The organism is Pseudoalteromonas sp. OF7H-1, assembly GCF_022347825.1.
Taxonomy (GTDB): domain Bacteria; phylum Pseudomonadota; class Gammaproteobacteria; order Enterobacterales; family Alteromonadaceae; genus Pseudoalteromonas; species Pseudoalteromonas maricaloris.
On the sequence record NZ_JAKRFX010000020.1, the window covers coordinates 25592 to 46642 of the forward strand.

The following is a 21051-nucleotide window of genomic DNA, read 5'->3' on the forward strand; positions in this document are numbered from 1 at the left end:
AATGCACAAAACGCTGGTATTACGGGTTTATTACGTATATCCTGCAATATTATCTACAATAATTCTTGACAGCAGAAAAGGCGCATTATGGTTCATGTGGTTCATAAGCTCCCCAAAAAGCACAAAGTGCTCATCATCGGCTTCCTATCTGCGATGGTCGGAATTGCCCTGATCCCCTCTGAAAAAGCAACGGCTTCAAAAGACAATGACGGAAAAGCTTTAGAAGTTGGGAAACGTTACGAGTTGCCAGTAAAAATATCAGAAAAAACAGAGCAACTTACTGAATTAGATGCAGCGCCAGTCATCACGCCTGAGTCTGCCCCTAAGCAACCTGTATTTGAATTTAAAGACCACGAAGTGAAGTCTGGCGACAGCCTAGCCGTGATTTTTAAACGCGCAGGTTATTCTGCCAAAACGTTACACAATCTGGTCAATACCAACGCAGAAACCCGTAAGCTGACTAAAATCCACCCGGGAGAAGTGCTTAGCTTTGCTAGCAATGATGGTGGTGAATTAGCTCAATTAAAATACATCTTGTCAAAAACGGATACCTTATTGGTCACCCTAAACGACGAGGGTAGTTACGAAACCAAAATCGAAAGCAAAGAAATCGAAAGTCGCGAAAAATCAGCGGGTGGCGAGATCAGTTCCAGCTTCTGGAGCGCCGGTATTTCAGCGGGCCTTAGCGAACGTCAAATAATGAACTTCGCCGATATTTTTGGTTGGGATGTCGACTTTGCAAATGATATTCGTAAGGGCGACTCTTTCGCATTAGTGTTTGAGAAGCACTATGTAGACGGTGAAGAAATCGGTAATGGTAAAATTATTGCCGCAGAATTCATTAACCAAGGCGAGCGTTACAGCGCGGTTCGTCATACTGATGACGAGTTCTATACCCCTGAAGGCCGTAGCATGAAAAAAGCCTTCTTAAGAGCACCAGTTAACTTCAAATATATCAGCTCCAGCTTCAATCCGCGTCGTCTTCACCCTGTGACTGGCCGAGTATCGTCTCACAATGGTATAGACTATGCGGCACGCGTAGGCACGCCGGTGGTTTCCTCTGGTAACGGTAAAGTACTCAAGTCAGGTTACAATAAACTCAATGGTAACTATGTGTTTATTCAGCACGGTAGCAAGTATGTGACTAAGTACTTACACTTGAATAAACGTGCAGTGAAGACAGGTCAAAAAGTGAAGCAAGGACAGAAAATTGGTACTGTCGGCTCAACTGGCCGCGTGACAGGTCCTCACCTTCATTATGAGTTTTTGGTGAACGGCGTACACCGAAATCCTAAAACGGTAAAACTGCCGAAGTCTGAGCCATTACCTCAGTCTGAGCTCGCTAAGTTCAAGCCCATTGCAGATGCGATGCTGGTAAAACTAGAGCGCAATAGAGAGTTAATGCTTGCTGCAGCAAATAAAGACTAAAAACTAAAAAGGTAGCCGAGGCTACCTTTTTACTATGCGAGATAAAAATGCTAGATAAAGCTTATTTTTGATTAAACAAAGCAAGTGCACTATTGCTCATCGCTCTTACTCCAGTTGCGATGGCAATAGGATAATCTGGTGCAAATTTACTAGAATGCAATGAAGGTAAAGGCTCTCCGCTTTTTTGTGTCGCATCGAATACCGCTTGATTAACACCACCTAGCCAAAAAATGGTAATTGGTACATTGTCATCAGTACGGCCATATAAGCCGAAATCTTCACCAGCCATCACAGGCTGAGATTGTTCAACATTTTCTGCACCAATTTCCTGCTTAATGGCGCTAGTTACAAACTCAGCCAACTCCGGATTATTATACGTAGATGGAATGCTTTCGCTTTCATGAACGATAACCTCAGGCACAAGACTGTCCTCCAACCCTGCACTGTGTGCAATGCCTGCAGTCAGGCGTTTGATCGCCGCAATTTGTTGCTCACGTACATCCGGATTATAAGAACGTAGCGTCAATTGTAGCTTCACTTCGTTTGAAATAATGTTGTGCTTAGAACCACCGTGAATAGAGCCTACTGTGATCACCGACGGTTCTAACGGAGAGATCTCTCGTGATGTAATGGTCTGTAGCCCCAAAACAATCCGCGATGCCAGTACCACAGGGTCGATGGTAGTATGTGGATAGGCTCCATGCCCCCCTTTACCCTTGACAATGATGTCAACTGAGTCAACATTAGCCAGTGCATAACCCGGTGCGATCGCCACTTTACCGGCAGGAACCGCAGCACTTACATGCAAACCAATAACATGATCGGGTTTAGCAAATTGAGTATATAGCCCTTCCTTTAACATGGCTTTTGCGCCGCCACCCACTTCTTCAGCGGGTTGAGCAACTAACATCAATGTACCTTGCCACTTTTCCTTGTTAGCCATTAGCTGTTTTGCTGTACCGATTAAACTGGTCATATGGATGTCGTGACCACAACCGTGCATCACACCAACCAAATTCCCCGCATCATCTTTCACTTTAACTTTTGACGCGTACGACTTTCCTGTTTCTTCAATAATTGGCAAACCATCGGTATCAGCTCGGATCATCACCGTTGGACCATCACCATTTTTCAGCATGCCAACAACACCAAAGCCACCCACATTTTCAGTCACGTCATAACCAAGTCTGCGCATTTCATCCGCCAAACGCCCTGCTGTTTTTTCTTCTTTATACGAAAGCTCAGGGTTTTGATGTAAATGTAGGTACAAAGATTCAAGTTCAGGCATAGACTCTGCAACTTGTTGTTTCAAATTAGCATTCGCATGCCAAGACAAAGTAGCAATGAGGCCTAATGCCAAGGGAGATAAGCGCATAAGATAGACTCCTTTTTGTTTCTTTCAGGATGCGGGTTTATTGGGGGAAAATCAATCATATTTATATTTTAATCCTTTCTATTTTACCAAGCTTTGCTACGCTTAAAGACACAACTAAAGGAATCCTCATGCCAGAGATTAATATTAATATCAGTGATTTAGAGCCAGGTATGTTTGTTGTCGGTGTGACAAAGCAGACAGGCTCAGTTGCGATTAAAACCAAGGGCTGGGTGAGAACGAAAACAAGCATTACAAAGCTACAAAAGAGTGGTGTTTTAGAGGTAACGGTTGATCCCAGTAAGCGCCTTTCAGAACACGACCCTCACGATGAACCTCCTCATGATGAAAATATAGAAGAACCGCATAAACCAGAGCATGATCCTTGGCAAACCAAGTGTAGTGTTGACGCAGAAATGCAACACGCAGTGACACTTTACGACGAAGCAAAGGCAATTCAAAGCAAAGCGTTTGCGGATATTAAAGCGGGTAAAACGATAGAAATAGAGGCTTTTAAAGCAACAGCGAGCGGCTTTATTGACTCCGTATTTCGCAATCAAGATGCGCTTTCCTGCATTGCTCGGATCAGAGAAAAAGACGCCTATTTATTGGAGCACTCTATTAATGTTTCTATCTTAATGGCTATTTTCTGTAAGCACCTTGGCTACTCTAGAGAATTAACCGAAGAGATGACCACAGGGGCGCTACTCCATGACATTGGTAAGATAGAAATTCCCGACGATATTTTACATAAGCCAGGAAAGTTGAGCTTAGATGAATACGGCATTATGAAATCACACGCAAAATATAGCTTTGATATTTTGCTCAATGCGGGTCTTGGACGAGTTGCTTGCGAAATTGCGGGTTATCACCACGAGCGCCTAGATGGCACAGGGTATCCTTATGGCAAAACCGCGGACGAACTACCACAGCATGTCAGAATGGCCGCTATCGTTGATGTGTATGACGCATTGACCGCCGAGCGCGTCTATAAAGAGGGCATGACACCAATTAAAGCTTTTAAGTTAATGCGTGAAGGCTGCCCTCACCATTTTGACGAACAACTCCTAAGCCGGTTTATTGCTTGCATTGGCGTATACCCTGTAGGCACCTTAGTAAAACTCACTAGTGGTAAGGTCGGTGTTATTGCCCAAAGTAACCCCAAAACACCTTTAAAGCCCGTCGTGAAAGTGTTTTATCACGCTAAGCACATGCATTACATTGAAGTTCAAGATATAGATTTAAGCGCGAAAAAAGCAAACGATGAGCTAGAGTCAGCGATCAAGCCTGAAGAATTCAAGCTTGATCTTATCCGGTTTTTTAAACACTCAATGCTGCCTTGATATTAAGGCAGCCAGTCCTCCATTGCTTCGAGGCTGAATTCAATACCATCGAAATCAAAACGTGTTTGCTCTGGTGTAATTTCTACAACGGTCAAAGCACCTAGACTATCACCCTCATATAAAGGTCTATTGTTTATTTTTATCCACCGCTCATGCGAGTCGGTAGCATAAATATGCGCTTGATAACGTAAGCTTGGAATACTATTTTGCAATTGGGCAGGCAGCAGCGCGATGGGCGTAGCTGAAGCAGAGTCCTTAGTCGTAGAAAGCACCTCAGGCTCTTCATGCGGTGCCGTTTCTTTTACCGCCTCAGCAAAGGCTTTTTTAAGTTCTTCTGATACCCCGGCAAGTTCATCATCTTGTAGTTTTGGCTTAGCACCAAATACGCGATAACCCGCATATTCACCAGCCGTTTGGATTTCTCCAGGAGATGAGTCTTGAGTAGCCTGATTAGGTTGAATGGCATCCGATGTAGGGACAGGGGCTGGAACAACAGCTACAGCTTTAACAGAATCTACCGGTACCAATTGTTGTTGATATAAAGGCTTGCCTTGGTTATCAACACCAATTTGCACAGACACCCACTGGAAATGCTGCTCAGGCTCAGCAGTTTGCGCCGCTAGATTAGGATTAACAGTGTTGTTTGTCGCTGAAGTAGTGGTTGGTGTACTCACTTCTTGACTAGCAACATTAGCCTTTTTCACCTGCTGATTATTCTCCACCGCAAGATCTGTAGAAAGCTCAGCTTGCTCTTCTTTTTTCGGTTCCTCTTTAGACGTTACTGCAGGTTGCACTTCCGCGGGGGTCGTTATCTTACCAATATAATAGCCCGCCCCAAGTGAAGACAGAGACAAGAGACCCGCACCGGCATAGGTAACGAGCTTTTTATAGAAAATGAGTTGGGCGTCTTGACGTTGACTCAAATAATCCTGCTCTGCATCTGCGCCTTGTTGCGACTGTTTCATTGCACTTGTTAAATACGACATGTTTCCCTCTACACCAACTTTGCCAAGCCAAAGCCTGCAATAAATAACACACCAAGCCAAGCCGTAAACAATAAAGGCACGCGATTTTTTTCTTGCCTTGCGACTGGCACTAAATTAGTGGGTAGCGCCTCTTTTGCAGCTTGAACAGCGATTGCTTTCGTTACCTGAGTTTGCGATGCCGAGTAAGCACCTAATAAACATCTGTCGGCCAACAAGTTTATCAATCTTGGGATCCCAGCTGTCACTTGATGTACATAGGCTACCGCATCGTGGTGGAACAACGCTTGCTGACAACCTGCTTTTTGCAGTCGGTGCTGTATATAAGCAAACACTTGCGATTCGCTAAGTGGTAGCAAGTGATAACGCGCAGTGATCCTCTGTGCCAATTGACGTAGCTCGTTGCGCTGTAACAAATGCTGTAGCTCTGGCTGACCTACCAATACAATTTGTAGCAATTTTTTATGATCTGTTTCCAGATTAGTCAACAGCCTAAGCTGTTCAAGTACCTCTGGTGCTAGATGCTGAGCTTCATCAATGATCAACATAGTATGACCACCACTATGATGGTTCTCTAACAATCTATGCTTAATCACATCGGTAAGCGATTTTAACGTGGCGTTGTTGCTGTCATAGTCAATTTCCAACTCATCACAAATCGTCGCAAGCAGTTCAAGCTCTGATAGTGATGGATTAAGTATAAAAGCAACCTTCGTTGATTCAGGTAATTGAGCCAACATGCTGCGTGTTACTGTGGTTTTGCCCGTTCCCACTTCACCTGTCAGTAGCACAAAACCGCCCGCGTCACCCAACCCATAGGTTAAATGTGCAAGTGCTTCCTTGTGACGTTCGCTAAGGAATAAAAATTCAGGATTTGGAGCAATCGAAAAGGGTTTTTCAGTTAACCCAAAATAGCGTAAATACACGACTTGTCTCTTTATTGTTATGATGCGCTCTATAATGGCAAAATCCGGTTCAAGATAAAACCTCGAATCGCAGAAAATGGAACATAGAAAATGAAAATCTACCTCGTCGGCGGTGCAGTTAGAGACGAACTGCTAGGACGCCCAATAAAAGAAAGAGATTATGTCGTCGTTGGCAGCACACTTGAGCAAATGAGCAAACTGGGTTATCAGCAGGTTGGTAATGATTTTCCTGTGTTTTTACATCCAACGACCAAAGATGAGCACGCACTTGCGCGCACTGAGCGAAAGAGTGGTCAAGGATATACCGGATTTATTTGCGACTTCGGCCCTGAAATCACACTGGAAGAAGATTTGCTTCGCCGAGATCTTACCGTTAATGCAATTGCTAAAGATGATGATGGTTCACTTATCGACCCTTATGACGGCCAAAAAGATTTAGAAAGCAGAATATTACGCCATGTGAGCAGTGCTTTTAGTGAAGATCCACTTCGAGTGCTGCGAGTAGCGCGTTTTGCAGCTCGTTATAAAGAATACAACTTCACCATTGCTGCTGAAACTTGGCACCTTATGCAAACCATGGTTGCTAACGGTGAATTAAAAACCTTAACCAAAGAGCGTATTTGGCTAGAAATAGAAAAGACAATCCAAGATAAAGGTTTGGGGCACTTTCTACATACCATTTGGAGGCTCAGTGCGCTTGATGATGTCACTCCATATATCCCAAAATGGGATGAAGCAGCCTATGACAAATTCCAAAGCGCACTCTCTAGACTTGAAAAAAATGATGAGTTAGATGGGTTAGCACAATTCAGCCTTGCCTGTTACTTTTCGGGTACTAGCTTGATTCAGTTAGCGCAAGCAAAACGATTCAAAGTCCCTAATAGTTACATAGAAAGCAGCAAAGAGCTCATCACAAATCTCGATTTATTGAGCAAGGAAAATAAAACGCCGGATGATTGGCTTATTATATTACAAAATATTGACGCATGGCGCAGACCTGAGAAATTAGCGCGTTTTTGTTATATTTGTAGCAAGGTAAGTGATAATTTCCGCGTGCTTTGTGACAAACTTACACAGAACTTTTTAGCAACTCGCAACATAGACGTTCAAGAGATCATCGCAATGGGCTATCAGGGAAAGGCTATTCAAGAACAGCTCAAACTCAGACGCCTAAAAGCTATACAAAACTAGCCATCTACCGTGAAAAGATAGGTTGATTTTCAGCCTATCTTTAAAAGTTCCCACAAAAATGAGCTCCACAATATCAAACGCTCATTTTTAACACAGCAAATACTACATAAAAATTACAAATCCAGCTACAAATACGCTCAAAATTACCGCTAAAACTTATACCATTCCTATCAAATATAAAATTATTGTTTTCAAAACAATAACAGCATTTGTAAACACTCACTAACCGTAAATAAAAGATGACACAAAGACTCAACACAACCATATGATTAATAAGAATAAAATCAAAACAGGAACAGCAAAATCACATATTACACCTTTTATAAACATCATACACATTTAGACAAAAGCCATATTTAACAATTGTTTATGGTAAAAACGCTGCACCTATATTGCGATATCTCCTCTTTCAAATGTATGGAAAGAGTTGACCGTCGTTATAAACAAAGTAAATAAGGGTCAAAATGTTGAAGAAGTTAAATCTAGTTACCGCGGGTATCCAAGTTGCTTTAGTGGCCGGTGCCGTAAGTAGTTCAGTAGCTGTTGCAAACGAGCAGACAGAAGCAAAATCAGTAGAGCGTATTCAAGTTACAGGTTCTCGAATTAAACGTGTAAACCTAACTTCGCCGACTCCAGTTACCGTTATCGGTGGTGTGGAGCTTGAAAACCAAGGCATCACAAACGTAAATGACCTTTTAGCTGAAATGCCTCAAGCAACAGTTGGCCTATCTCCAGAGAATACTACTAACTATATCTATGCATCAGGCTTAAATACAACTGACCTACGTGGTTTAGGTTCAGAGCGTACATTAGTACTTGTTAATGGTCGTCGTTTTGTACCAGGCTCTGTTGGTGACACTGCGGTAGATTTAAACAACATCCCTACCTCTATTATTGAGCGCGTAGAAATCGCAACGGGTGGTGCAGCAGCAGTATACGGTGCTGACGCTGTAGCTGGTGTTGTAAACATCATCACTAAAAAGTCATTCGATGGTGTAGAAGTTGATGTGTCTACAGTAAAGCCTGAACAAAGCGGTGGTGAGGAATATTTCTTCTCGATTACCGGTGGTCAAGAACTAGAAAAGCTCTCTTTCATTACCTCTTTAAACTACACCAAAAATGAAAGCTACGCGAAACTAGACCGTGACTTCTTCAAGCGCGGCATGAGATCTATCTCTAACCCTGCAAATACAGGTGGTAGTGACGGTATTCCTGCTGATATCGAGTTTAATCACCCAACAGCACTTGGCTATTACTCAGAGCGTGGTGACTTCTTTGCTTGGACTGGTACAAAGACACGTGAAGCGTTTGAGAACCACCACTTCACTTTCGATGAAGACGGTACAATGCGTCCATTCGATTACGGTCTTGGTCTAATCGACGATCCAGCTCAACTTACTAATAAGCCAGTTCGTGCTGCAGGTCGTTACACCTACGACGAAGCAAACCCTGGTGATGCTATCTTCAGACACGGTTATAAAGATTATTTCCGCACACCTCTTGAGCGAATGATCGGTACTCTTTACGGTACATATGAGCTGAATGATGAACATGCACTAACATTTGATGCGACTTATTCTAAGACGGAAGCAACGACTGAAAGTAGCCCTGCATTCTTCTCACACACAATCCGTCGCGATAGCGCATTTGTAAACGATGCCATGGGTAAAGTGATGGATGACGCAGGTCTAGACTCTGTAACACTTTATCAAGCAAACGAAAACTTATGGGGTGACCGTAAGTATAACCAAGAGCGTGAAGTGTTCCGTTCATCAATTGGTGCTGAAGGCATCATTAACGATGACTGGAGCTACAGCACATACTTCCAATTCGGTCGTATCGAACAAGACACGCTGTGGACTGGTGAAGTTTATAAAAACAACCTAGCTAATGCGATTGATTCTGTATTAATCGATGGTCAAGTTGTGTGTGCTACCCGTGATGCTGACGGTAACGTGACTGGTGCACGTGAAGGTTGTGTACCATTCAACCCAATGGGTGCAACAAGTGCAACTCAGGAACAACTAGGTTACATTTCAACGACTGCAACTCGTTTTGCAAGACACGACCAAGCAGTATTTGGTGCAACGGTTGATGGTGTATTATTTGAATTACCTGCAGGTTACGTAAGTGCAGCGTTTACAGCTGAGCACCGTCGTGAAGTTGCTAAGATCCGTCCATCTGAAAACATGGAGCAGGGCCTTATTAAAGGTAACTCAAGCCTACCTATGGATGGCGAAATCGAAGTTAAAGAATTCTCAGCCGAGGTTTCTGTACCGCTACTGATGGATGAATTCCTAGCTACTGACCTTACTTTTGAAGGTGCATACCGTTACATGGATTACTCTGTAACAGGTGGTGACGATGCTTGGAAACTTGCACTAAACTGGGGTGTGACTGACGAACTACGTGTACGTGTAAACCGTTCTAAATCGGTACGTGCGCCAAACCTAGGTGACCTGTTTACTCCAAACTCTAAAACTTACAGCTCAGGCCGTGCAGACGTTTGTCGCGCAGATTCAATTGCAGAGTTAAGCAGTGACTACAAGTACAGAGATAACATCATCAACAACTGTCAAGCTGCTGGTCTAGCTGCGGGTTGGATGCCTTCTGATGAATGGTTATCTGGTGGTAGCTTACCTGGTTATATTCAAGGTAATACTGAGCTGAAAAACGAAGTATCTAATGACTACACTATCGGTGTAATTTACACGCCTGAATTTGCTGAAGGCTTGGATCTTACTGTTGACTACTGGTCATTTGAAATTGATGGTGCAATTGAATACTTTGGTCGTGACAGTATTAAGCTTTGTTACGAAGCATCTTCTTTAGACAACCCTTTCTGTGGTAACTTTGTACGTAATAAAGAAACTGGTGAAATTGAAAACTACTACTCGCGTCCAATTAACGCTGCACAAATCACCAAAAAAGGCATGGACTTTGAATCTGCATACAAATTTGACGCATTAAACGGTGAGTTTGCACTTAAACTAACTGCGACTTATTTGATTGAAGATAACCAAAACTCAACTGGTCGTGCGGAAGACTTCCGTAACTACATGGGTGAAACGGATGACGCACCACGCTGGAAAGGCCGTTTCAGCGCGCTATACACGCATGATGATTCTGCATACGTAGTAACAGTAAACTATCGCCACAGCACTGTTGAAGATAACGAGTGGACACCTGAAGATAACAACTTCAATGAGGTTTCTTCTTACACTACTGTAGATTTCATGTATAAAACTAACTTGGTTGAAGATCTACAACTACGTGTTGGTGTAAATAACGTATTTGATAAAGAGCCGCCTCGTACACCTTATACATACGATGACGGTGAATTCTTCGATGTTAAAGGTCGTCGTCTATCACTAGGTATGAAGTATAACTTCTAATCTGCTGTAAAATTACGATCCGAAAGCCTCCTTTTTGGAGGCTTTTTTATTTAGCCCCCACCTTTTATCGTATTTTCGACGCAATTGGACAAACTTGAGTATTCACCTTTCCCCGCTTATGATTTAATACTCATGTTAATTTTATTGTCATTAAGATTTCGTGTAGCAAGGCAGCTAGTTATCCATGAAAACAAGCAAGTTAAGTATTCGACTCCTTTGGTATATCACCCCGCTTGTGATATTACCCTTGCTGTTTCTTGGCGGATTTACGCTCACGAATGTAACTAGCTCAACGCAAAAACAAGCCAAGCTCATTGTTAGTCGTTTCGTTGAACAACAACAGCAGAAGATGTTCAATTATATTGAGATCTACCAGTCAACAACAAAACTGCTCTCAACCTCTCCAGTACTTAGTGACTTTCTTAATTCGGCCAACCTTGAAAGGATGGAAAAAACCAAGCGTTTAGGTGCACTGATGGATGTATTTGCCAGTTATAGTGAAGCCTACCCTGATATTATCAGCATCAATCTTTTATCTCCCAATGGCAGAAGCTCCGCATTTTATTCCAGTAACTTGGGCGAAGCGCCAAACCTCTACCCTTTCGCCAAACAGATCATGCAAAGTAACTTGCGCCAACATCAATTTATGGTTGCCTCAAGTGCAGGTACACAGCTGTATTTTGTCCAGCAAATCTACAGCGTAGATTACGAACTCAAGCAACCTAGACAACAAGGTTATATCGTCGTACAAGTCTCTCCTTCTCTTTTAAGTACCAGTATTCTCGAAGCACCGTACGACAATACGCTAAACCTATTAGTGAGTATTGATGGTGAAGTGTTATTCAGCTCAGATACGAACCTCATTGGCCACTACTTAAGCGCCAGTGAAATAGAAGAAATTGGTTATATTGCTGATCTTGGCCAATTAGACTCTACCGTTATTCATAGTATTGATAATGTGGAAAGGATGACCTACAGCGCGCAACTAAGCGGAGGCTACTTTTATATTTCAACGATCCCTAAATCGCTACTTTACCGCTCTGGTAAAACCATTAGTCTGATCACAGCATTGATCGTTATTTTATCTGTCGTTACATTGCCAATTTTGATTTTTATCGTGGTCCGCAACCTGTTGCTCAACCCCATAGAATTACTGGGGGAAGCGAGCCATAGAGTCGGAGATGGTGACCTAATGGTGGCGCTACCGGAGCATAACAGTGACGAAGTTGGCATCCTTTTTCGAGATTTCAACCATATGATCGGCCAAATTCGTACCTTTCAACGAGAGCTTGAGGATTACAAAGAGCACTTGGAAGAAAAAGTTGAAGACAGAACCAAAGAATTAGAAGAGACCAATAGCAAGCTAGAAGTTGCTATTGTAGAAGCCGAGCAGGCAAACCAGCTTAAAAGCCGCTTTTTAGCTAACATGAGTCATGAGATACGTACCCCGCTGACTGCTATTATGGGGTTTACCGAGCAGCTTATACAGCATCCTAATTCTCCAACCTCAAAACAGCACCTAGACACAATTTTAAGAAACTCTAAACACCTTTTAGAACTTATCAATAATATCTTAGACCTTTCGAAAATTGAGGCTGAAAAACTGGATGTGGAAGAATCAGAGGTCTTGGTAATGCCACTCATCAATGATATTGAATCCATCATTGAGCCGATGACGAATGAAAAACTACTGAACTTTTCCACAGAATTTATTCTACCCTTGCCTGACAAGCTTTACACCGACATTACTCGCTTAAAACAAATCTTGCTTAACATCGCAACAAACGCGGTGAAATTTACTGAGTACGGTGGCGTTCATTTAAAGGTGGAGTTTAGACCAGAATCTGAAAAGTTTATCTTTAGCATCAAAGACACCGGAATTGGCATGTCACAAAATGAGCTAGAGCGCGCATTTAAGCCTTTTGAGCAAGCCGACACAACAACAACTCGACGCTTCGGTGGCACAGGACTAGGTCTTTGTATTTCAAAGAATTTAGCACAACTGCTTGGTGGTGACGTGCATGTTCAAAGCCAACAAGGCACAGGAAGCTTATTTTCTGTTGAGGTCTCTGGTAATTTCAAAGAGCGCTCTTACTCTTGGCTAAACGCACTTGAGCGACCAAAACAACCGGATAACAGTAAAACCCATATTGCGGCGGTAAAAGAGCTTGATGCCAAAGTGCTTGTTGCGGAAGACAACCCCGATAACCAAGAGCTTATTACGCTGCTACTGTCTAACTGGGGCATAGTTCCTGATATTGCTAATAACGGTGCTGAAGCGGTTGAGATGGCGCTGGTTGAAGACTATCAACTGATATTAATGGATATGCAAATGCCAGTCATGGGTGGTGAAGAAGCAACGCAAATGCTCAGACATGCCGCCTATGATGGACCAATCATCGCGCTTACCGCCAACGTAATGAAACACGACATAGACAACCATATTAAAGCAGGGTGTGATGCTACTCTTGGCAAGCCGATAGATAAAGAATTGCTAGGTAAATTGCTACTAGAGTACCTTGAACTTCAAAATGACAAGTCCTCTTCATGGGATGCCTTATTAAAAACCGAAAAGTTCTTACAAATAAGTCGTAATTATGTCGAAAAGCTACCGTCACAGCTAGCTGAGCTGCAAAAGCTTTACGATAAACAAGAATGGGAATCTTTAAGGGCACTGGCACATAGTATCAAAGGCAGCGCGGGTTGCTTTGGCTTTATGAATATTCATGAAGCCGCAGGGGAACTAGAAACCAGTTTGCAAAAAACACAAAACAGTAATCGCCATTACTATTTGCTTAAGCTCACTGAGGCTATGCGCTATACCCTATCAATAGACCAGCCAACGGATAATAGTCACTTAGGCTAATGGTAAAGCCATGAGCATTGCATCTTCATGGCCATGAGTGCTTGGGTAGTAGTTTTTTCTCAAGCCCATTTCGACAAAACCATAGCGATGATATAACGCGATTGCTGCAGAGTTTGACGCTCTAACTTCAAGGAAGATATTTTCTGCTTGCAAGCTCTCCGCTTGCGCTAATAAATCTTCCATTAATGGCTTCGCGTAGCCCTTACCTTGGTAATTAGGACGAATACAAATATCCATCAAGGTTAAGTCTGGGCCCGCACGCTCAGCAACGTAGAAACCCACTAGCGTATTACCATCAACAATAGCCGTATTAAAGTAACGACCGTGAAGGCAAGACTGCATGGTTTTCTCACTCCAAGGAAAAGCATGACAAGCTTGCTCTACCTGCATAATCTCATTAAGTGGAAACTGCAGTAAACCACCTTGCTTAACTTGCATCTTGTTGACTCCAGATTAATTGCCACAACTCACGCTTTTGAGCTGTACTTAGTTGTGCACTTGGCAAACTCAATTGGTTATTCTCAAATGCAATCGTGTTGCCCATGACAACCTCAATTTTTCTACCCATGACCAATTCAAAGTCCTGCAACAAAACAGCCGGTAAAGCTATTTGCTGAAGCTCATTCACATCAGTAGCAACAACAGCGTTAGGGTCAAGATGTGCAAATGTAGAATTTAGCTTTAGCGGTACAATATCGAGAATATTTGCGTAAATCGGATTCATAGCTAAGCAGTTTAATTTTTTAGGGAGTTTACTTTGAAAATATGCGAAGTGCAAAATAAGAAGTGGCAGGGGCGGCAGGACTCGAACCCGCAACCATCGGTTTTGGAGACCGCTGTTCTACCAATTGGAACTACGCCCCTGCAATGTCGACGCATTATAATGAGCTTTTTAAAAAGGTAAAGTGAAAAATTACTTTTTTGATTCAACTGCTTCTAAAACAAGCAAAATGGCGAATATTTATCATATTCGCCATTTTCTTAAGCGGATGCTAACTCATTTTAGAGACATTACTCCCACTCACCCTCGGTAAGCTTACGTGTTATCCAATTACCTTTAAACAGCTTATGCCACCGTATCACAACTGCTTTATCCGACAGACGCTTAGCTTTTTTATCATCAACAGTGAGTATGATTACTCATCACGGCATAAGCACAGATATCAATACAAAACACGGAGCCCAACATCAGGAGCTTTTCTTCAACCCAATCCCAGCGGTGTTCATATGATTTTCCAGTAAATTTATCTTCACCGCACAGAAAGGCACGTCTTACGCAACGGGAGATACAGTGGTAGTATTTGGTGTCGGTTAAACTAATTTGTTTTTTACGGGCAGTAGCCATAGTTTGGTTTCCTCAATCCTTTGAGTGCAGAATTAAAGCTTAGGCGGTATCTTTGGAAGGTGCAAACTTAGTGGTGGGTGTCAGCGTTTTACTCCCATTAAGACAATCTACTCCACCCGCAGCTTTGGAAACGTGTTACGACTCCCGCCGCACTCAAAGCTTCATTAATCACACGCAGCTCAAATAGTAAGTAAGAAAACAAATAAAGAAAAAAGTATAAGACCTATAAAACTCATAAAAACATGATCATCATCATTAACTTCAAAAAAAAACAAACAGAACCAAAACACCAAACACTGTTAACAAAAGTAAACCTGTGGCAGTATTTAAGCTCTTTCACCATCGTCAACTAGATTAAGTTAAGGAAAGCTATGAACTTCAATGAATACCTATACGTACCCACGATAAGAACACGCCTTGCAGAGATGCAAGGTGTTGCAGAACTAAAAAGCAACACTAAACAAAAAATACTGCCATTTGTTGAGCTTTCAAAAGCGCATCAAGTTAAGCAAGCAGATAAAGTATTTGAAAAGTGGAACAAAGCCTTTCTTGAACCGGCAATAATCTCTATTGCAAACGACAAACCTATCAGGGTTGAAGAGTACGACACGCTTTTAGAAGATTCTAATAATTTTAAAAACTGGCAAGTGTTCTTAGATCAACTGGCAAACGTTAACCCCAATATCATTCCAGCAGCACAAATTACCTCTAATTGTTCTCGCAGAGCCTTCCTTGCACAATTAAAAGACTTAGAATCTCGCTTTGGACGAGTAGTACTAAAAGTAAATCCGAGATCAAAACGAGAGTATCAAGCCGCTATTTACGCTGCATCTGCAATTACATCGATAGAAAAATTACTAATCATTATTGAAAACGGTCAAATAACCCCTGAAAATCAAAATAAATCTTTAAATTCAACTACAACTCTATTAAATGCCTTGCGCCAAGAAGACCAATCGCTCGAAATTGTTACATCAGCATCGAGCTTTCCTAAATCATTCCCGCCATATACCACAAATAAAGCCAAATCATACGGCGAAATTCCAATTTTAGAGTGGCAAAATTATCATTCTTTTGGAGGTAAAGATGTTGCAATCTATGGAGACCATGCCTCTATACATGCAATGTTTTATGAGGCCAGAAGAGCCACCTTTGTAGCTCGTGTTGACTATCCAACACCTGGCACTTGGATTTTTGAACGCCGCCAACTTGAAAATAAAGATGATCCTAGAGATGTGAAATATACAGAAGCTTCACGAGCCATAATTCAAAATGAATGTTGGGATGAAGAACTTGAAGCTTGGGGTAAAGATATAATTATTAAGTCAGCCGAAGGTATTTTAGATAAATTCAAGTCTCAGTCCAAATGGATATCTGTACGTGTTAACTTACACATTGAAAGAACCATAGAGTTCCTAGAGCAAGACATCATTGGTGTACCATTAAGCGATTTTGATGAAACATGGGAAGAGGAAGGCGAGTGGTAACATCTCTAATGATATAATAGCTTATAATCCCTTTACAACGACCTTAAAAGTAAAGGTATTTTTAGGTAAACTGTATCTGCTCGTACCTGGATCTACAGTTTAGATAAAGATATTTTTACGTCACTCACGAGTATCAAAATGAACTTATACCGTTAGTCAGAAATTATCACTTTTACCTTCATGGTTATATTAATCTTTACGCTCGTAATTCACGGCGACTTAAGTGCTAACTTTAAAAGCATTAAAATGATACCGTGTTGAATTTTTGTACATCAATATTAATTTGGAAAAAATGAATTCAAATTTTGAAAACTTTTTTGAAGAATTCAGAAAAGAAAAAATAAAAAAATCCATTGGTTTTATTTGCAAGAAATGTAATTCCACTGCACTCTACTTTAAAACAAATAATAAGGATTACAATAATTTAGAACAAAACTGTGTGATATGTTCAAAAAAAAGCACCAAAGGACTTATTTTAGAAGATTTTATTTTTACACTAGATAGAAATATACCGAACCACTATGAATTAGTTGAAAAAAACACATCTGATTCAATTCCCCTTGAAGATGTAGTATCTAGATTTACATATAACAATAAGGAATTTACAACTAAAATTTCAAATTTGCTATGTGATAAAACACCAGAATTCTTTAAAGCTGAAGGGCGATATAAAGAGACTGTTGATGATGAAACCATTGAAAAATATAAAGAAGAATCCAAAACTGAGTGGCATGAAATATCAAATGATGTAAAACATAACCGTCGATTCACTAACAAAAAAGCAATTCAATTTTATGAAGGTTTAATTAATAATTGCTTTTTAAGTATTGATGAAAATGATGAAAATTTCAACTCTGCCCTAACAAAAATAGATAAAGGAGTAAGTTTCTTTAGAGGGAGAATAGTAAAAGATGATTCTCAAAAAGATACCTTTAGAAAAAATCCAAAAAAAGAGCTAGGTGCACCTCCAGAAAACTTATCCGCAAGTAATCGGATGAGTCCTTCAGGAATATCTTTTTTGTATACCGCTGGAGATTATGAAACTGCCATTGCGGAATTACGTCCTTATGTCGGTGATACCATTGCAATTGGGGAGTTTGTATCTACTAAAAAATTGAACTTTTTTGATTTCACGCTGTTAGAAACGATTAAAATAAAAAAGTTTAATATTCTTGAAGACCCAAAAAATGAAAAAAACATAAGGAATAGGTACTTATTAAATGAATTACATAAGTTTGTTTCTAAGCCAGTTAGGCCGACGGATGTTACATATATAGATCTTCAGATTTTATCTGAAACCATCCGGAATTATCAAGAAGGCATGTTTGATGGAATTATATTCGAATCATCTCAACGCGCAGGAGGTCTTAATTATGTTATATTCGGTGATTATGACGAAAAAGAAAACGCTAAAGATTATTATGTTTCATTAGACAGCGATTCCAATGTAAACTTTTATAAAGTTAGAGAGATTTTAACAAAAACTGAAAAAATTAATAATTAATAATTAATAATTAATAAGCTATTTCACGTTTTATAGAAGTTAACAAGAAGGTTAAAAGTGGTTCGGCTCTCTCAGTATTATTACTATGAATTGATTTTCGTGATTAGGTTTCATGCATTGCGTGTCTTCACACCTCAATTAGTCGTTTCTATTGTCTTCAAGTGCATCTATATGAATGTTAGATTTGATTGAGTGCTATTAGTCAAATCTAACAGGTCAAACTATGGCTCATTCAGATTAACAAGCCTTACTCTTTTTCACTCTAGGTATAACAAAAACAGGCTTTTCAGAAATCATTCCAAACTGCTTCATGGTTTTTGTTACATCAACTGCACCAGCCTCTACCAATTGCTCATTATCAGGCAAGTCCCACCGATCAATCGCATCATCTGTACATTCTACAGTTTCACTAGCAATTAACTTATTTGGACTCAACATATCTAAGTCGTCAATTGAAGTAAAATCACCACGGGCAGAAACAAAGTTATCATGCGTAACTTTGTACTTAGACTTCAAATATTCAAGCACAACTGAACGCCAGAAAGTAATTGGTAACTTACTATACTTTCCATACAGTTCTTGAAGGGTGTCAGCATGAGAACATGCAATCCCCCTATTTCTTAAAGCTCTTACTAGTTCGCGCTTATCAACAAACGATAAGAATCGGCTTGCAGTGTTAATACGGTCAATTTTACCTCGCCTTCTAATTTTTATTTTTGGTGTTCGAGCATCAGCAAAATTAAGTTCAACAACTTCCACTCTGGGTGGCAATATTTGCTTTGCTTTTTCGGTAAACTTTGGAGAGCAAATCAAAGTCACTTTATCAAAAAAAGTCAGATACGTTTGTATCTGCCCTTCCAGTCTAGTCAAACTATCGGCATCACTTTTTATTTCAAACGCTTGTAATTTACCATTAGCAACTACTAAATCAGCTCTGCGACTAAAATCGTCAACTGGTAACTCATTTATCAACACAGCATCTTTGCAAAGCTCTCCTCTTGCAATTAACCAGTCAATTGCAGCCGCTTTAAATTCAGACTCTTTAAACATTATTAATCCATTATCGGCATGCTAAGTACAAAATTAGTACAGTTAAAATATATAACAATAAGTGATAACTTGCGCATTCTATCTATTTCAATAGTAGCTTTGCAACTATCCAACCAAATCCCTAAACTCAACTTTAAACACTCCCTCAATTAGCCCAACTGTAGTGGTGGGTGTCAGCGATTTGAGTGGTAGTATTTGTGACTTGCTGTTATTGCAACTGGATATTTTGCACCTAATTTAGTAATTATTTTAATACCAACTTGCTTTATTAAGTGGTCTATTTTTAGGCAAGAAACAAGTTACAGCTTCACCATAATCGGTTTGATATATGTGAAGTGAGGTGCTGTGTAGCCACGGCCTCCAAAAAAATAGCAGGCCAGCATCACGATGAACATCACTGCGAAGAAACCAAATACCTCCGCAAGGTTTTTTTATGAAAGTAAAAATTCATAAAAAAGGCCAGTCAGAAATACTGGCTGGCCTTTTATTAATCTAACGAAAGCTAGGTTAGGTTTTTACAACCAAGCTTATTCCCACTCGATTGTCGCTGGCGGCTTACCTGATACATCGTAAACCACGCGAGAAATACCATCGATTTCATTGATGATACGATTTGAAACGTGGCCTAGTAGCTCGTATGGTAAGTGTGACCAACGTGCCGTCATAAAGTCGATAGTTTCAACACAGCGTAGTGAGATCACCCAATCGTATTTACGTGCATCACCCATCACGCCAACAGAGCGTACCGGTAGGAACACGGCGAACGCTTGAGACACTTTGTGGTATAGATCCGCTTTATGTAGCTCTTCAATGAAGATAGCATCAGCACGGCGCAGTAAGTCACAGTATTCTTTCTTGATTTCGCCAAGTACACGAACACCAAGACCTGGACCTGGGAACGGGTGACGATAAAGCATGTCATACGGCAGACCAAGCTCTAGGCCAATCTTGCGAACTTCGTCTTTAAATAGTTCACGTAGTGGCTCAACCAGACCAAGCTCCATATCTTCAGGTAATCCACCCACATTGTGGTGAGATTTGATCACATGCGCTTTACCGGTTTTTGATGCTGCTGATTCGATAACATCAGGGTAAATTGTACCTTGTGCTAGCCATTTCGCGTTTAGGCGCTGGCTGGCTTGCTCATCGAACACTTCAATAAAGGTGTGACCGATTGCTTTACGTTTGTCTTCAGGGTCGTTTAAGCCGTTAAGCGCGTTAAGGAAACGCTCTTCAGCTTCTACCTTGATGATGTTCAGACCAAACTTATCACCGAACATATCCATTACTTGCTGGCCTTCGTTCAAGCGCAGCAGGCCGTTATCAACAAATACACAGGTTAGCTTATCACCAATCGCACGGTGAATAAGCATTGCAACCACTGATGAATCAACACCACCAGATAAGCCAAGGATAACTTCGTCATCCCCTACTTTCTCTTTGATACGCTCAATTGCATCTTCAATGATTTGCTCAGGCGTCCATAGTTTTTCACAACCACAGATATCAATTGCAAAGCGCTCTAGTAAACGCAGACCTTGCTGAGTGTGCGTTACTTCTGGGTGGAACTGTACACCATAGAAACGCTTTTCTTCCCAAGACATTGCCGCATGAGGACAAGTATCCGTTTTCGCTGAAGTTTTGAATGTATCTGGAATTTTAGCAACTTTATCGCCATGGCTCATCCACACGTCTAGGTAACCTGCACCATCTTCGATGTGATCTTCAATCGCTTCAAATAGCTTACAGTCGCCTACTTTCTCTACTTTTGCGTAGCCGAATTCTTTTTTATCTGAGCTATGTACCTGACCACCAAGCTGCATTGCCATCGTCTGCATACCGTAACAGATACCCAGTACAGGCACACCGGCTTCGAATACGTAATCTGGTGCTTTTGGGCTACCTTCAAGCGTTGTTGACTCTGGGCCACCTGATAGAATGATACCTTGAGGATTGAACTCACGGATTTGCTCTTCTGTCACATCCCAAGCCCAAAGCTCACAATAAACACCAATTTCACGTACACGACGTGCAATTAGCTGAGTGTATTGCGAACCAAAGTCTAAGATCAAAATTCGGGAATCGTGGATATCTTTGCTCATTGATAATCTCGTTAGTTAGGAACTAAACAGGATAAAGCCGCATTGCGTCTCTATCAAAA

At 41.1% G+C, this 21051-nt stretch carries 14 protein-coding genes, 1 tRNA gene and 1 pseudogene; 7 read left to right on the forward strand and 9 right to left on the reverse strand.

Features of this window, described 5'->3' with window-relative positions; genetic code table 11:
- Positions 1-87 precede the first annotated feature (87 nt).
- Positions 88-1428 carry a peptidoglycan DD-metalloendopeptidase family protein gene (locus MHN30_RS19970; protein ID WP_010374659.1) on the forward strand — a complete coding sequence of 447 codons (1341 nt, stop codon included), beginning with the start codon at positions 88-90 and terminating at the stop codon, positions 1426-1428.
- A gap of 61 nt (positions 1429-1489) precedes the next feature.
- On the opposite strand, the gene MHN30_RS19975 is transcribed toward MHN30_RS19970, so the two are convergent.
- The gene (locus MHN30_RS19975) at positions 1490-2803 is read right to left on the reverse strand and encodes an amidohydrolase (protein ID WP_130163471.1); all 1314 of its coding nucleotides are present in this window, start codon (positions 2801-2803) and stop codon (positions 1490-1492) included.
- Between the two features lie 128 nt (positions 2804-2931).
- On the opposite strand from MHN30_RS19975, the gene MHN30_RS19980 reads away from it, so the two are divergent.
- Complete coding sequence (locus tag MHN30_RS19980; RefSeq protein WP_130163470.1) at positions 2932-4143, forward strand: HD-GYP domain-containing protein; 1212 nt, start codon at positions 2932-2934, stop codon at positions 4141-4143.
- A 2-nt stretch (positions 4144-4145) separates the two neighbouring features.
- Here MHN30_RS19980 and MHN30_RS19985 read toward each other — a convergent pair whose 3' ends face one another.
- Together MHN30_RS19985 and MHN30_RS19990 are read right to left on the reverse strand one after the other, a co-directional pair.
- A complete protein-coding gene (locus MHN30_RS19985) occupies positions 4146-5129 on the reverse strand; it encodes a general secretion pathway protein GspB (RefSeq protein ID WP_239360886.1) in 984 nt (327 codons plus the stop codon).
- Positions 5130-5137: 8 nt separating this feature from the next.
- Entirely contained in the window at positions 5138-6052 is a 915-nt protein-coding gene (locus MHN30_RS19990) for an AAA family ATPase (RefSeq protein WP_130163468.1), read from the reverse strand.
- A gap of 90 nt (positions 6053-6142) precedes the next feature.
- Here MHN30_RS19990 and MHN30_RS19995 point away from each other — a divergent pair, with 90 nt between their 5' ends.
- The 3 genes from MHN30_RS19995 (at position 6143) to MHN30_RS20005 (ending at position 13504) form a co-directional block, all read left to right on the forward strand.
- Positions 6143-7243, forward strand: a complete 1101-nt coding sequence (locus MHN30_RS19995; RefSeq protein WP_239360887.1) for a tRNA nucleotidyltransferase — start codon at positions 6143-6145, stop codon at positions 7241-7243.
- Between the two features lie 464 nt (positions 7244-7707).
- Positions 7708-10638 carry a TonB-dependent receptor gene (locus tag MHN30_RS20000; RefSeq protein WP_239360888.1) on the forward strand — a complete coding sequence of 977 codons (2931 nt, stop codon included), beginning with the start codon at positions 7708-7710 and terminating at the stop codon, positions 10636-10638.
- A 184-nt stretch (positions 10639-10822) separates the two neighbouring features.
- A complete protein-coding gene (locus tag MHN30_RS20005) occupies positions 10823-13504 on the forward strand; it encodes an ATP-binding protein (RefSeq protein WP_130125809.1) in 2682 nt (893 codons plus the stop codon).
- On the opposite strand, the gene rimI is transcribed toward MHN30_RS20005, so the two are convergent.
- The 4 genes and pseudogenes from rimI to MHN30_RS20025 form a co-directional block, all read right to left on the reverse strand.
- Positions 13496-13942, reverse strand: coding sequence for a ribosomal protein S18-alanine N-acetyltransferase (rimI, locus tag MHN30_RS20010; protein WP_239360889.1), 447 nt, complete (start codon positions 13940-13942; stop codon positions 13496-13498). The two genes, MHN30_RS20005 and rimI, sit on opposite strands and share 9 nt — an antisense overlap.
- The gene (locus tag MHN30_RS20015) at positions 13932-14228 is read right to left on the reverse strand and encodes a hypothetical protein (RefSeq protein WP_239360890.1); all 297 of its coding nucleotides are present in this window, start codon (positions 14226-14228) and stop codon (positions 13932-13934) included. Before MHN30_RS20015 ends, rimI begins: the two co-directional genes overlap by 11 nt.
- Before the next feature lie 63 nt (positions 14229-14291).
- Positions 14292-14368, reverse strand: a tRNA-Trp gene (locus tag MHN30_RS20020).
- A 171-nt stretch (positions 14369-14539) separates the two neighbouring features.
- Positions 14540-14849 (reverse strand): annotated as a pseudogene (locus tag MHN30_RS20025) (transposase); the annotation flags it as partial.
- A gap of 371 nt (positions 14850-15220) precedes the next feature.
- On the opposite strand from MHN30_RS20025, the gene MHN30_RS20030 reads away from it, so the two are divergent.
- Positions 15221-16336: a beta family protein gene (locus tag MHN30_RS20030; RefSeq protein ID WP_239360891.1), complete on the forward strand. Its 1116-nt coding sequence runs from the start codon at positions 15221-15223 to the stop codon at positions 16334-16336.
- A 292-nt stretch (positions 16337-16628) separates the two neighbouring features.
- Positions 16629-17840 carry an RES family NAD+ phosphorylase gene (locus MHN30_RS20035; RefSeq protein ID WP_239360892.1) on the forward strand — a complete coding sequence of 404 codons (1212 nt, stop codon included), beginning with the start codon at positions 16629-16631 and terminating at the stop codon, positions 17838-17840.
- Between the two features lie 237 nt (positions 17841-18077).
- On the opposite strand, the gene MHN30_RS20040 is transcribed toward MHN30_RS20035, so the two are convergent.
- Both MHN30_RS20040 and guaA read right to left on the reverse strand, forming a co-directional pair.
- On the reverse strand, positions 18078-18890 hold the full coding sequence (locus MHN30_RS20040) for a sce7726 family protein (RefSeq protein ID WP_239360893.1): 813 nt from the start codon (positions 18888-18890) through the stop codon (positions 18078-18080).
- A gap of 527 nt (positions 18891-19417) precedes the next feature.
- Entirely contained in the window at positions 19418-20992 is a 1575-nt protein-coding gene (gene guaA / locus MHN30_RS20045) for a glutamine-hydrolyzing GMP synthase (protein ID WP_069022743.1), read from the reverse strand.
- Between the last annotated feature and the right edge of the window lie 59 nt (positions 20993-21051).

Bases quoted from the DNA above. Each gene is read 5' to 3' on its own strand.
- MHN30_RS19970 (WP_010374659.1), top strand. From the start codon at position 88: ATGGTTCATGTGGTTCATAAGCTCCCCAAAAAGCACAAAGTGCTCATC.
- MHN30_RS19975 (WP_130163471.1), bottom strand. From the start codon at position 2,803: ATGCGCTTATCTCCCTTGGCATTAGGCCTCATTGCTACTTTGTCTTGG.
- MHN30_RS19980 (WP_130163470.1), top strand. From the start codon at position 2,932: ATGCCAGAGATTAATATTAATATCAGTGATTTAGAGCCAGGTATGTTT.
- MHN30_RS19985 (WP_239360886.1), bottom strand. From the start codon at position 5,129: ATGTCGTATTTAACAAGTGCAATGAAACAGTCGCAACAAGGCGCAGAT.
- MHN30_RS19995 (WP_239360887.1), top strand. From the start codon at position 6,143: ATGAAAATCTACCTCGTCGGCGGTGCAGTTAGAGACGAACTGCTAGGA.
- MHN30_RS20000 (WP_239360888.1), top strand. From the start codon at position 7,708: ATGTTGAAGAAGTTAAATCTAGTTACCGCGGGTATCCAAGTTGCTTTA.
- MHN30_RS20005 (WP_130125809.1), top strand. From the start codon at position 10,823: ATGAAAACAAGCAAGTTAAGTATTCGACTCCTTTGGTATATCACCCCG.
- rimI (WP_239360889.1), bottom strand. From the start codon at position 13,942: ATGCAAGTTAAGCAAGGTGGTTTACTGCAGTTTCCACTTAATGAGATT.
- MHN30_RS20015 (WP_239360890.1), bottom strand. From the start codon at position 14,228: ATGAATCCGATTTACGCAAATATTCTCGATATTGTACCGCTAAAGCTA.
- MHN30_RS20030 (WP_239360891.1), top strand. From the start codon at position 15,221: ATGAACTTCAATGAATACCTATACGTACCCACGATAAGAACACGCCTT.
- MHN30_RS20035 (WP_239360892.1), top strand. From the start codon at position 16,629: ATGAATTCAAATTTTGAAAACTTTTTTGAAGAATTCAGAAAAGAAAAA.
- MHN30_RS20040 (WP_239360893.1), bottom strand. From the start codon at position 18,890: ATGTTTAAAGAGTCTGAATTTAAAGCGGCTGCAATTGACTGGTTAATT.
- guaA (WP_069022743.1), bottom strand. From the start codon at position 20,992: ATGAGCAAAGATATCCACGATTCCCGAATTTTGATCTTAGACTTTGGT.